The sequence below is a fragment of the Cupriavidus sp. 05N39 genome, from assembly GCF_056397325.1.
The window spans coordinates 57,187-70,424 of the sequence record NZ_JBFTNE010000028.1 but is presented as its reverse complement, the minus strand read 5'-3'; the positions used below and the strand labels follow the sequence as shown (position 1 = coordinate 70,424).

Sequence of the window (13,238 nt, the reverse complement as noted above, 5' to 3'; positions counted from 1 at the left end):
TGGTAGAGCAGCGGACTCTTAATCCGTAGGTCGAGTGTTCGAGTCACTCACGCCCCACCAGCGAATTCTAAAAGCCGGAAGCAGCAATGCTTCCGGCTTTTTTCATTGGCGCATCATCTCCCCGCCCCCCCAAAAAAATCTCATCAAAAAGACATACAAAAAAAAAAGCCCGCGACAATTGTGGCGGGCTGAGAAGGGTCAGGGGCGTTCGGAGAACGTCCCGTCGCCTAGTTTGAATACATTGGAGACATGACGCAGCCCCACTCGAGTGGGGTCATGCGCGCGCCGCATCCGGGACTCGCATCAACCTGCGCTCGCGCGCTCGAACAATTCGCGCGCGAGCCCGCGGTGCCGCGCCAGCACGCGCGGCAATTCCACCGTGCGCAGCTCGCCGTCGCGCACCACCACCTTGCCGTTGATCACACTGGTGGCGACATTGCCCGGCGTGCAGAACACCAGCGCCGCCACCGGATCGTGGCCCGCGCCGGCATAAGCCACCTGCCCCATGTCGAAGGCCACGAAGTCAGCCGACATGCCCGGCGCCAGGGCACCGATATCGTCGCGGCCCAGTACGCGCGCGCCGCCCAGGGTGGCAATCTCCAGTGCCTCGCGCGCGCTCATGGCGGCGGGCCCGTATCCTACCCGCTGCAACAGCATCGCCTGGCGCACCTCGCCCAGCATATGAGCACCATCGTTCGAAGCGCTGCCGTCCACCCCCAGGCCGACCGGCACGCCGGCATCGCGCATCGCGCGCACCGGCGCAATGCCTGAAGCCAGCCGCATATTGGAGCAAGGGCAATGGGCCACGCCCGTGCCGGTGCGGGCGAACAGCGCGATGCCTTCGTCGTCCAGCTTGACGCAGTGCGCGTGCCACACATCGGGTCCGACCCAGCCGAGTTCCTCGGCGTACTGCGCGGGCGTCAGGCCGAACTTCTCGCGCGAGTAGGCGATGTCGTTATCGTTCTCGGCAAGGTGGGTGTGCAGCGACACGCCATAGTTGCGCGCCAGCAGCGCCGACTCCCGCATCAGGTCGCGCGACACGGAAAACGGCGAGCATGGCGCCACCACCACGCGCAGCATGGCATGGCGCGAAGCGTCGTGGTATTGCTCGATCAGCCGCTGGCTGTCGCTCAGGATCGCCTGCTCCTCCTCCACCACCGAGTCGGGTGGCAGGCCGCCCTTGCTGCGGCCCACGCTCATCGATCCGCGCGCGGCATGGAAACGCATGCCCATTTGCGCCGCCGCCGCAATCGAATCGTCCAGGCGCGAGCCGTTGGGGTAAAGATAAAGATGGTCACTGGTGGTGGTGCAGCCGGATAGCATCAATTCCGCCATCGCGGTCCGGGTCGACACATCGATCATCTCCGGCGTCAGGTGCGACCACAACATATAGAGATTGCTCAGCCAGGAGAACAGCTCCGCGTCCTGCGCGGCCGGCACGGCGCGGGTCAGGCTCTGGTACATGTGGTGGTGCGTATTGACCAGACCCGGAATCACCACCTGGCCACTCATGTCGAGCACCTCAGCGCGGCCTTCGTCGATCAGCCGGCGGTATTCCTGCGGCAACTCGGCGCTGGCGCCCACCCATTCGATCGACGGGCCTTGGGCCACCAGCGCGCCGCCCGGAATCTCGCGGCGCTGCGCATCCATGGTGACCAGGATGTCTGCATTGATAAGGATGAGGGTCATGACGGGATCTTCGGATCAGGGGTGGATAGCGATGCTGCGCCGGGGCTGGCCGGCCGGCGTCGTATTGACCAGCCCAGACAGTCTAAGACGGCGGCGGCCAGCCGCAAAGCATCGAATTCCACCGACGGTGTACGCAAAAACAGCACAGCCACCGTGTTGCGCCAGGGCCTGGTCCAGCGGGCCGCTAGCGCAGGCTCCCAAACAGTTCCGCCAAACCTGCGCCGATCCGCTCCGCCATCAGACTCGCCGCCGGGCTCAGCGGGTTGCGCGCGCGCACCACCAGCCGCAACGTCTGGCACGGCAGCTTGCCGTCGCGCAAGGGCACCCATGCGAGCGCGCCGCGCGCGCGCTCCTCCAGCACATCGAGGGGGTTCAGGAAAGCGACGCCGGACCCAAGCATGACCAGGCGCCGCATCAATGCCGTCGAAGTGGTCTCGGTCACCGGCGACACCTCCATGGCCGCGCGCGCGAAGGCCTCGTCCAGGATGGCGCGGATCGACAGCGACGGCGCGGGGAGGATCACCGGGTAAGCCAGGCATTCACCTAGCAGCGCCGAAGGCTGCGCAGCCAACGCGTGCGAGGGCGAGACCACCGCGCCGATATGCCAGTCACTGCTGGCCAGGATGCGAAAGGCCGCGATGTCGGGCAGTTCGTAGGCGAGGCCGAGGTCGGCATCGCCGCGCTCGACGGTGCTGACGATGTCCACCACGGGCAGATCCAGCAGGCGCACCAGGATGCCCGGATATTGCTGGCGGAAGCCGTGCACCAGCGAAGGCATCAGCGACCCGGCCAGCCCCGCGGTCGTGGCGATTGTCACTTCGCCCTGGCGCACACCTTTGACGGCCGCGATACGGCTGCGCAAGAGCTCGTGCTCGCGCAGCGTCTGCCGCACGTGCGCCAGCACCATCTCGCCCAGCGGAGTCAGCCGGAGGCGTTTGTTGATGCGCTCGAACAGCGGTGCGCCCAGTTCAGTCTCCAGGTCCAGTATCTGCCGGTTGATCGCGCTCGGCGCCACGTGCAGATGCAGCGCGGCCTGGCGGATCGAACCGCGGTTCACCACCTCATCGAGGTAGCGCAGGACTCTGGCATGCATGACGGGCTCCGGATTCTGGCTCGACGCGGCAGCGGCGGCCGCGGACATGGAAGACGAGCGCATTGTAGCCGCTGGCCATGCGCGCCGGCCGCCCGCGGGCGAGTGACAATGGCAGCGAGCCGGCATGGCATGGAGTACGCTGACATCAGTTCGCCGGACGGCCGACGCTGCCAGCCCGGCCCTTTCCTCTTGCCAGCGCGCGACGCCCCCGACACCATGACATCCAAGACAAGCAACAAGAAGCCCGTTGCGAAGTCCGACAGGAAGACGCACCCGAAAGCCTCAGGCGGGGCCGCCGGCAAAGCCACCGGCAAGCGCAGCGGCAAACCTGGCCTGCCCGGCCCGGCCCGGCAAAGCGCGAGGATGAACTGATGCGGTGCCGGAACCTGAAGATGGCGCGCTCCGCCCACGCCTACGTGCGCGGCAATACGCGCAAGTTCTACGAGTGGCTGGCGGCCAGGCAGCCGCACGCGCTGCCCGAGGACCCGGAGATCTGGATCTGCGGCGACTGCCATGTGGGCAATCTCGGGCCGATCACGGATATCCCGTGAACGCCTGCGGGATACCACGCCTTCCATCCCGCTCGGCAAACGGTTCTGGCGGCTGGCCCCCACCGAGCGGCGCGAGATCGCCCACCTTGCCACGCTGCTGACCTCTCGCGACGAAGGCGCGCGCGTGGAGGTGATAGATGCCGCTTACTGGGTCAAGGGTTGCAGCTCCCTGGGCCGCCTGCGCTTCGCCGTGCTGCTGTCCGTTGACAGCAATGACAGCCCCGGCCCAGAAATCTGCCTGATCGACATCAAGGAGGCGGCGAAGGCAGCCGCACCGAGCTACCCCAAGGCCAGCATGCCGCACGACAACGGCGCGCGCGTGGCCGAAGGCGCCCGCCATCTCTCGCCGGCGCTGGGCGATCGCATTCTTTCCGCGCAATTGCTCGACAAGGCGGTCTTCATCCGTGAACTGCTGCCGCAGGACCTGAAGCTGGAGATCGATACGCTGCCCCAGGAGGAGGCCAGCCGCGTCGCGATGTACCTCGGCGAGGTGGTCGGCAACGCCCACGCGCGCCAGATGGATCTCGCCACCCAACGCGGCTGGCTAGCCGAACTGGCCCGCAACCGGTCAAAGCAACTCGATGCCCCGTCCTGGCTCTGGTCGAGCGTGCTGGGCCTGATAGCCAGCCACGAGGTCGGCTATCTCGAACACTGCCGCAAGTTCGCACTGGGCCAGACAGGGGGTCTTTGAAAAAACAGCAAAATAGGTATTGCGCAGTCACAATCGCCTAGCTATAATCTTGGACTTCGTTGGGGCGTTAGCTCAGTTGGTAGAGCAGCGGACTCTTAATCCGTAGGTCGAGTGTTCGAGTCACTCACGCCCCACCAGCGAATTCCAAAAAGCCGGAAGCAGCAATGCTTCCGGCTTTTTTCATTTCCATTTGGCTCATCGGCGCCCAAGCCGCGCAATGCAAGTTTCCGCGGCTGCCGATACGTTCGCCCTACCCGCTCCGCGCTGCGATCCATACGCGGGTTGATACCAATTCCGCCGGCCAAGCTTTCACGGTTGAATTGCGCCTGGAGCACATTGCGGAACATGGTTCCGCATCACGGAACCAGCCAAAAAACTCCAGCGTTCCGCGGCAGCCCTTGCCGCGGCAACGTTGCGGCGCGTCGGCGGGATAAACAAGGGCAACGTCGACRCAGATCGCCGCATCCCGCGCCTGGCCGAGCAGTCCGCTCACATACTTAGAACCCTCGGGAGCCTCTCTTGAAAGCAGTACTGAATGTTGGCAGCGCAGCCTGCCTGGCCCTCCTTGGCCTGTGCCACAGCGCCATGGCGCAAACCTATCCGAACAAGCCGATCCGCCTGATCGTGCCGTTCGCCGCTGGCGGCACCACGGATATCGTTGCCCGCGCGGTCTCCGACGGCATTGGCCGCGAACTTGGCCAGGTGGTGGTGGTGGAAAACCGCGGCGGCGGCGGCGGTGCGATCGGCGCCGATGCCCTCGCCAAGTCCGCGCCCGATGGCTACACGCTGGGTATCGCCACGGTGAGCACCATGGCGACCAACCCGGCTACCAACGCCCGCAACCCCTACGACCCGATCAAGGATTTCGCGCCCATTACCAACCTGGTCAATGTGCCGAACGTGCTGACGATCAACCCCAAGGTACCGGCCAAGAACCTGCAAGAGTTCATCGCGCTGGTCAAGGCCAACCCCGGCAAGTACAGCTACGCGTCGGCCGGCAAGGGCAGCATCTCCCATCTCGACGGCGAACTGTTCAAGTTCCTGACCAAGACGGATATGGTCCACATCCCCTATCGGGGATCGGGTCCGGCCCTGAACGACACGCTGGCGGGCCAGGTCAGCGGCCAGTTCGACAACCTGCCGTCGTCCATGCCGCATATCCAGGCTGGCAAGTTGCGCGCCCTCGCCGTGGCGGCGCCGAAGCGCGTGGAGGGCTTGCCTGACGTGCCGACGTTCGCCGAGGCCGGCATGAAGGACATGAACAACATGGCCTGGTATGGCCTGGTGGCGCCTGCCGGCACGCCTGCCGCGATCATCACCAAGGTCCATGACGCTGCCGTGAAGACGTTGCAGGATCCGAACGTGAAACGCCGCCTGGCCGAGAGCGGCGCCTATCCCGACGGCAACACGCCGCAGCAATACGCCGCGCAGATCAAGCGCGAACTGGACCTGCGCAAGAAGATCGCGCACGACCAGAACATTACGCTGGAATAAGGACCGGAGGGCCCGGCCGCCTGCGGCCGGGCCTTGCCGGGGCCAGTGCCTGCGGCTGTACTGTCACCCAGCCCCCCGTTCTCCCCTCCACGACTTTCCCCAGGAAGATGCCGCCGGACTTGATCTGGCTCAGAAGCCGCGCGGGCGCAAAGTGGTTCAATACAGTGGGAAGAAAGATTAACTTCGCAGGGTCATCCCAAGTCGGTAAAGTCTTCCGGTCAAACGACCATTTATGCGGCCATGCCCCCTGCCCGTGGCCACTACTCATTACTCACGAGGATGAATATGCGCAACAAGACCGTAGCCGCCCTGACGATCGCCGCCCTGACAGCCCTTGGCGGCGCGCAGCTGGCGCACGCCCAGAAGAACTACACGGAAGGCGGCGACCTTTACGGCGGCGCCCATGCGAACAAGACGGACCCCAATAAAAGCGCCGCAAAGTCCGGCAAGTTCGATCCGTACACCGATGGCGCGAAGAAATCGACCAAGTCGAACCTGAACGCTTCCGGCACCAAGAAGAAGGCCGATCCCTATACGGAAGGCGCCAAGGCCGGCAAGTTCGACCCGTACACCGACGGAGCAAAGGCCGGCAAACCCGACCCGTACACCGACGGCGCCAAGGCCGGCTCGTTCGATCCCTATACCGACGGCGCCAAGACCAAGCAGTAAGCCGCGGGCACAGGCAGCAGGCCGTCCCGCCGGACGGTGCGCCAGCGCACTGTCCGGCCTGCGGGAGGCAGGCAGGATCAGGCCAGCATCGCTTGCCGCATGCACTGGTTTCCCCGCTGCGTGGCGTGGCAGGCCTTCTCCTTTTCGGAGACCATCATGCTAGACGTGCTGATCCTCATGGCTTCCTCCCTGGTGCTGGCAGTGCTTATCTTCAAGGGATAGGGAGAACCAGGGATACCCGGGGAGGACGAGGCGCCGGAAAATCGCGCGCCGCTTACGCAGCCGCCAGCGCTGCCTGGGGACCGCCCATGGTGCCCTCCTCGCGGTAGCGCGCGTGCCAGGCCAGCGCTTCCTCGATAAGGTGCGGCGTATGTCCGCCGCGGCGCGCGGCGCGCGTCACGTAATCACGCAGCAGATCCCGATACAGCGGATCGGCGCAATTGGCAATGACCTGCTGCGCGCGCTCGCGCGGCGCCAGACCGCGCAGATCGGCCAGGCCATGCTCGGTCACGATGACATCGACATCATGCTCGGTGTGGTCCACATGCGAAACCATCGGCACGATGCTGGAAATGGCGCCGGCCTTGGCCACCGACTTCGTGACGAATACGGAAATGTGCGCATTGCGGGCAAAGTCGCCAGAGCCGCCGATGCCGTTCATCATGTGCGTACCGCCCACATGGGTGGAATTCACATTGCCATAGAGATCGCACTCGAGCGCCGTGTTGATGGTGATCAGGCCGAGCCGGCGCAATATCTCCGGGTGGTTGCTGATCTCCTGCGGGCGCAGGATCACGCGTGACTTGTAGCGCTCCAGGTCTGCCAGGAAGCGCGCGTAGACGGCGCTGGTCAAGGTGACGGATGAAGCCGAGGCAAAGGTCAGCCGCCCGGCATCGAGCAGTTCGATCGTGCTGTCCTGCAAGACTTCCGAATACATCGTGAGATCGCGGAACGGCGAATCAATCAGGCCATGCAGCACGGCGTTGGCGATCGTCCCGATGCCGGCCTGCAGGGGTTGCAGTGACGGCGCCAGCCGGCCTGCCCGGACCTCATGCAGGAGGAAATCGTTCAGGTGCCCCGCGATCTGCCGCGTTTCCCGGTCGGGCGGCTGCGCGGTGGATGGACTGTCATCCTTCTGCGTGATCACGATGGCCGCAATCTTCGCGGGATCGACCGGAATATAGGGCAAGCCGATGCGCTGATCCACCGAAACCAACGGGATCGGCTCGCGGTGGGGGCGCTGCGCAGGCAGGTAGATATCGTGCAGGCCCTCGAGGCCGCCCGGCATATTGAGGTTGATCTCGACAATCACCTTGCTGGCCAGCATCGCAAAGCTCGCGGAATTGCCCACCGAGGTGGTTGGCACAATGCCGCCTTCCTCGGTGATCGCCACGGCTTCCACCACCGCCACGTCCACCGGCGCGATCTGCCGCCCGCGCAGTTGCTCCACGGTCTCCGACAAATGCTGGTCGATGAACATCACCTCGCCCGCATTGATCTTGCGCCGCAAGGTCGTGTCGACCTGGAACGGCAAGCGCCGCGCCAGCACATTGGCTTCGGCCAAGAGCTTGTCGGTGTCGTTGCCCAGCGAAGCGCCGGTCATCAGCGTAATGCGCAGCGGTTCGGTCGCCGCGCGCTGCGCCAGCGCCTCAGGCACCGCCTTGCAGTCGCCGGCGCGGGTGAACCCGCTCATGCCCACGGTCATGCCGTCCCGGATCATCGCCGCCGCGGCCTGGGCCGGCATCACCTTGTCGAGCAGACTGGCCAGCCGGATACGTTCCTTGTACATCTTTATGTCTCCATGATGCCTGTCCCGGCGGCTGGGGCTGTACCGCGCGCAGTGGCAGGACCCGGTGCCCCGCTCGGCTCGCGCGTCCTACCGGCCGGTAAGGCGCAGGTAAGCAGTGTAGCCACGGGAAAAGCATTCCTGCGAAGATATAAAATCATAAAAACCAGTCGTAAATTTCATAGCCACCCTTTCGCATGCCAGCGCCTCGCCATGCGGCAGCTCCCCACAGGCGTGCAGCGCACTTTGTGCGCGGCGCCCCCCTTTATGCTCTACAGTAGTTAGCACGGTCATGCTGCCACCGCGAGGACACCGCGCATCGGTGCCACGCCGGGTTATCCCAGCATGAAACTGCCGAAACAAGCCGTCTGGGGGAGACACCATGCTGGCGGAAAGCGAAGCGCGACTGGCCCAGTTGCTGGCCGACCTCATCCAGTTTGCACAGGGCCGCCTGCCCGGCGACACGTTCGTCAAGGTCGAGCCTTTCCTGCGCCACTACTACGACCTGGCCGATGCCGAAGACCTGCTCAAGCGGGAGGTAGCGGATCTCTACGGCGCGGTCATGGCGCACTGGCAGACCGCCCAGCGCTTCGTCCCTGGCAACGCGCGGCTGCGTGTCTACAACCCCAATCTTGAACAGCACGGCTGGCACTCCGATCACTCGGTGGTGGAGATCGTCAACGATGACATGCCGTTCCTGGTCGACTCCGTCACCATGGAGGTCAACCGGCTTGGCCTGGCCTTGCACTCGGCGATTCACCCGGTCTTCCAGGTCTGGCGCAACGCGGACGGCACCATTGCGAAAGTGGGGCTAGGCAGTGAGGGCGACGCGGCCACGAACGAACCCGCCGGCGGCCCGCGCCTCGAATCCTTTATCCATTTCGAAGTGGATCGCTGCGGCGATGCTGCCACGCAAGAAGCCTTGCGCAGCGGCATTGCGCGCGTGCTGGGCGATGTGCGCGCCGCAGTGGAAGACTGGCCGCAGATGACGGCCATCACGCGCACCACCATCGAGAAGCTGGCACAGGGTCCGGAGGGCGGCCAGCCCGATACGCAGGAAGCCTGCGCCTTCCTGGAATGGATGCTGGACGATCATTTCTGCTTCCTGGGCCAGCGCGACTACGAACTCGTGAACCAGGACGGCCGCTTCTACCTGCGTGGCGTGGCTGGCTCCGGTGCCGGCATCCTGCGCGAAAGCCTGCGCACGCCCGACGCGGACACGCTCACCGAGTTGCCCGCGGCGGCCACCACCGTCATCGAGGGCAGTTCGCCGATTTTCCTGACCAAGGCCAACTCGCGGGCCACCGTGCACCGGCCCGGCTACCTGGACTACATCGGCGTCAAGCTCATCGGCGCCGACGGCAAACTGTTCGGCGAGCGCCGCTTCGTGGGGCTCTACACTTCCACCGCCTACATGATGTCCAGCGCGGACATCCCTCTGGTACGCCGCAAGTTCGAGAATATCCTGACCCGCGCCGGGTTCCTGACCAAGGGCCATCTCTACAAGTCGCTGGTCACCATCCTCGAGCAATACCCGCGCGACGAACTGTTCCAGGCCGATGAAGATGAGTTGTTCGGCATTTCTCTGGGCATCCTGCGCCTGCAGGAGCACCAGCGCATTCGCCTGTTCGTGCGGCGCGACCGCTTCGACCGCTTCGTCTCCTGCCTGGTGTTCGTGCCGCGCGACAAGTACAACACCGACTTGCGCCAGCGCATCCAGAAGCTGATGATGACCGCCTTCCACGGCAATAGCTGCGAGTTCACGCCGCAACTCTCCGAGTCGCCGCTGGCGCGCATCCAGCTGATCGTGCGCGGCGATCCCGGCACCATGCCCGATGTCAACGCCGCGGAGCTGGAAGAGCGCATCGTGCAGGCCGCCCGCCGCTGGCAGGACGACCTTGCCGCCGCCCTGCTGGACAGCACCGGCGAAGAGCAAGGCAACCGCCTGCTGCGCCGCTACGGCGACGCCTTCCCCGCCGGCTATCGCGAGGACTACCCGGCTCGCACCGCGGTGCGGGATATCGAACTGATGGAAGCGGCGCAGGCCAGCGGCGGCATCGCCATGAACCTGTACCGGCCGATCGAAGCCGCGCCGGGTGCGTTCCGCTTCAAGGTCTACCGGGCACGCGAGCCGATCGCGCTGTCGCTCAGCCTGCCGATGCTCGAGCATCTCGGCGTGCGCGTGGACGAGGAGCGCCCCTACCTGGTCGAGCCCAACGGCGCGGCGCCGGTATGGGTCCACGATTTCGGGCTGGAAATGGCCGATGGCGTGGCTACCGGCATCGACCTCGGCGCCGATATCGCACGCATCAAGGCGCTGTTCGAGGATGCCTTCGCGCGCGCCTGGAACGGCGAGATCGAGAACGACGACTTCAACCGGCTGGTGCTGCGCGCCGAACTGGCCGCGCGCGACGTGACCATCCTGCGCGCCTATGCCCGCTATCTGCGCCAGGTCGGATCGACCTTCAGCGATGCTTATATCGAACGGGCCCTGACCGGCAACCCGGCCATCGCCTCGCGGCTGGTGGAACTGTTCGTGGCACGCTTCGATCCCGTCGCGGAAAGCGCCCGCGCGGCGCGCTGCGAGCGCCTGCTGCAAGCCATCGGCACCGCCCTGGACCAGGTGCCCAACCTGGACGAGGACCGCATCCTGCGCCTGTTCCTGGGCGTGATCAATGCCACGGTACGCACCAACTATTTCCGCCAAGGCCCCGATGGCGGGCCACGCCCTTACCTCTCGTTCAAGTTCAACCCCGCGCTGGTTTCGGGCCTGCCCGAGCCGCGGCCAATGTTCGAGATCTGGGTCTATTCCCCGCGCGTGGAAGGCGTGCACCTGCGCGGCGGCCCGGTAGCGCGCGGCGGCCTGCGCTGGTCCGACCGGCGCGAGGACTTCCGCACCGAAGTGCTGGGGCTGATGAAGGCCCAGATGGTGAAGAACACGGTGATCGTGCCGGTGGGCAGCAAGGGGGGCTTCGTGGTCAAGCGGCCGCCGGCGGCAACCGACCGCGACGCCTTCCTGCAGGAAGGCATTGCCTGCTACCAGACCTTCCTGCGCGGCCTGCTGGACGTGACCGACAACCGTGTCGCCGGCACCCTGGTGCCGCCCCCGGAAGTGGTGCGCGAGGACGGCGACGACCCCTATCTGGTGGTCGCCGCGGACAAGGGCACGGCGAGCTTTTCGGATTACGCCAACGCGATCTCAGCCGAGTACGGCTTCTGGCTCGGCGACGCCTTCGCGTCAGGCGGCTCGGTAGGCTACGACCACAAGAAAATGGCCATCACGGCGCGTGGCGCGTGGGAATCGGTCAAGCGCCATTTCCGCGAGATGGGCATCGATATCCAGTCTACCGATTTCACCGTCGCCGGCGTTGGCGACATGTCCGGCGATGTCTTCGGCAACGGCATGCTGCTGTCGCCCCACATCCGCCTGGTGGCCGCGTTCGACCATCGCCACATCTTTCTCGACCCCAGCCCCGACCCGGCTTCCAGCCTGCGCGAACGCCAGCGCATCTTCGAGCTGCCGCGTTCCAGCTGGGCCGACTACGACATGAGCCTGGTCTCGGCCGGCGGCGGCGTGTTTCCACGCACCGCCAAGACCATCGCCATCACACCCGAGGTGCAAGCCTGCCTTGGCATCACAGCCACTACGGTGTCGCCCGCCGAACTGGTCCACGCCATCCTGCTGGCTCCGGTCGACCTGCTCTATAACGGCGGCATCGGCACGTACGTCAAATCCAGCCACGAGAGCCACCTGCAAGTGGGCGACCGCAGCAACGACGCGGTCCGCGTCAACGGCGCCGAGCTGCGCTGCAAGGTAGTCGGCGAAGGCGGCAACCTTGGCTTCACGCAACTTGGCCGCATCGAATTCGCGCTCAATGGCGGACGCATCAATACCGATGCCATCGACAATTCCGCCGGCGTGGATTGCTCGGATCACGAGGTCAATATCAAGATCCTGCTCGGGCTGGCGGTGGCGGATGGCGAGATGACCGAAAAGCAGCGCAACAAGCTGCTGGCGGAAATGACGGACGAGGTCGGCCTGCTGGTGTTGGAAGACAACTACTACCAGACCCAGGCGCTGTCCGTGGCGGGCCGCAACGCCGCCTCGCTGATCGATGCGGAAGGCAGGCTGATCCGCTGGCTGGAGCGCGCAGGCCGCCTCAAGCGCGCGCTGGAATTCCTGCCAACGGAGGACGAACTGGCGGAACGCAAGGCCGCCGGACTGGGACTGACCTCGCCCGAGCGGGCGGTGCTGCTGGCCTACAGCAAGATGTGGCTGTATGACGAATTGCTTGCCTCGAACTTGCCCGAGGACCCGCTGGTGGCCGGCCTGTTGCCCGCCTACTTCCCGCAGCCGCTGCGCGAGCGGCATGCCGACACCATGCTGCGCCACCCGCTGCGCCGCGAGATCCTTTCCACGCACCTGACCAATACACTGGTCAACCGTGTCGGTGCCACCTTTGTCCATCGCATGCTGGAAGAGACCGATGCGCGTCCCGCCGACATCGTGCGCGCCTGTCTGATCGCGCGCGACGTGTTCCGCCTGGAGCCACTCTGGGCGGACATCGACGCGCTGGACAACCGTGTCGACGACGCGGTACAGGCGCAAATGTTCGTCGCTGTGGGGCGGCTGCTGGAGCACGCCAGCCTCTGGTTCCTGCGGCATCCTCAGGCAGGCGGACCGGCAGACAGCCACAGCGCACGCTACGCGGAGGCCGCGGCATGGCTCACGCCGCAATTGCCCGCGCTCCTGGCCGGCCCCGAGGCCACGGCGCTGGCCGAGCGGCGGCAGGCGCTGAGCCAGTCCGGCGTGGGCGATGGCCTGGCCCTGTGCGTGGCTGCGGGAGAAATCTCCGCTGCCGCGCTGGATATTGCCGAGGTAGCCGGCGCCACGCAGCGTAGCCTGGCGCTGGTGGCAGGTGTGTATTTCGCGCTCGACACGGAGTTCAGCTTCGGCTGGCTGCGCGAACGCGCGCTGGCACTGCCTGCCGAGAGCCACTGGGACCTGCTGGCACGCACCACGACACTGGAAGATCTCGGCCGCCTCAAGCGCGCGCTGACGGTAAGCGTGCTGGCGCAACCGCAGGAACTGGACACCCCGGCCCAGCTCATCGAGGCATGGCGAGGTGGCCGGCAGGCGCAGATCGAGCGCTTCTCGCGCATGCTGGCAGACCAGCGTGCAACGGGCGCTGCCGGCTTGTCGATGCTGTCGGTAGCCGTGCGGGAAATCGGCTTGCTGGAGCGCAGCCAGCCGGGCGGGTAGAC

The 13,238-nt window shown here is 65.7% G+C and carries 7 protein-coding genes, 1 tRNA gene and 1 pseudogene; 6 read left to right on the top strand and 3 right to left on the bottom strand.

The features are described 5' to 3' along the window. Positions 1-303: 303 nt before the first annotated feature. Both AC1DN0_RS15940 and AC1DN0_RS15935 read right to left on the bottom strand, forming a co-directional pair. Positions 304-1,689: an 8-oxoguanine deaminase gene (locus tag AC1DN0_RS15940; protein ID WP_441635211.1), complete on the bottom strand. Its 1,386-nt coding sequence runs from the start codon at positions 1,687-1,689 to the stop codon at positions 304-306. A gap of 184 nt (positions 1,690-1,873) precedes the next feature. Next, entirely contained in the window at positions 1,874-2,782 is a 909-nt protein-coding gene (locus AC1DN0_RS15935) for a LysR substrate-binding domain-containing protein (RefSeq protein ID WP_477110945.1), read from the bottom strand. A 371-nt stretch (positions 2,783-3,153) separates the two neighbouring features. Here AC1DN0_RS15935 and AC1DN0_RS15930 point away from each other — a divergent pair. The 5 genes and pseudogenes from AC1DN0_RS15930 (at position 3,154) to AC1DN0_RS15910 (ending at position 6,409) form a co-directional block, all read left to right on the top strand. Continuing rightward, a pseudogene (locus AC1DN0_RS15930) lies at positions 3,154-4,024 on the top strand (DUF2252 family protein). Between the two features lie 61 nt (positions 4,025-4,085). Next, positions 4,086-4,161: transfer RNA gene (locus tag AC1DN0_RS15925), tRNA-Lys, on the top strand. A gap of 382 nt (positions 4,162-4,543) precedes the next feature. Next, positions 4,544-5,518 (top strand): tripartite tricarboxylate transporter substrate binding protein BugE, encoded by a 975-nt coding sequence (locus tag AC1DN0_RS15920; protein WP_045240072.1) that lies wholly within the window; start codon positions 4,544-4,546, stop codon positions 5,516-5,518. A 285-nt stretch (positions 5,519-5,803) separates the two neighbouring features. After that, positions 5,804-6,187 (top strand): hypothetical protein, encoded by a 384-nt coding sequence (locus tag AC1DN0_RS15915; protein ID WP_441627270.1) that lies wholly within the window; start codon positions 5,804-5,806, stop codon positions 6,185-6,187. A 99-nt stretch (positions 6,188-6,286) separates the two neighbouring features. Further along, positions 6,287-6,409, top strand: a complete 123-nt coding sequence (locus tag AC1DN0_RS15910) for a hypothetical protein (protein ID WP_441627272.1) — start codon at positions 6,287-6,289, stop codon at positions 6,407-6,409. 52 nt (positions 6,410-6,461) lie between these two features. Here AC1DN0_RS15910 and AC1DN0_RS15905 read toward each other — a convergent pair whose 3' ends face one another. Then, positions 6,462-7,976 (bottom strand): acetyl-CoA hydrolase/transferase family protein, encoded by a 1,515-nt coding sequence (locus AC1DN0_RS15905; protein WP_441627274.1) that lies wholly within the window; start codon positions 7,974-7,976, stop codon positions 6,462-6,464. A 379-nt stretch (positions 7,977-8,355) separates the two neighbouring features. On the opposite strand from AC1DN0_RS15905, the gene AC1DN0_RS15900 reads away from it, so the two are divergent. Continuing rightward, a complete protein-coding gene (locus tag AC1DN0_RS15900; RefSeq protein ID WP_477110946.1) occupies positions 8,356-13,236 on the top strand; it encodes an NAD-glutamate dehydrogenase in 4,881 nt (1,626 codons plus the stop codon). Positions 13,237-13,238 lie beyond the last annotated feature (2 nt).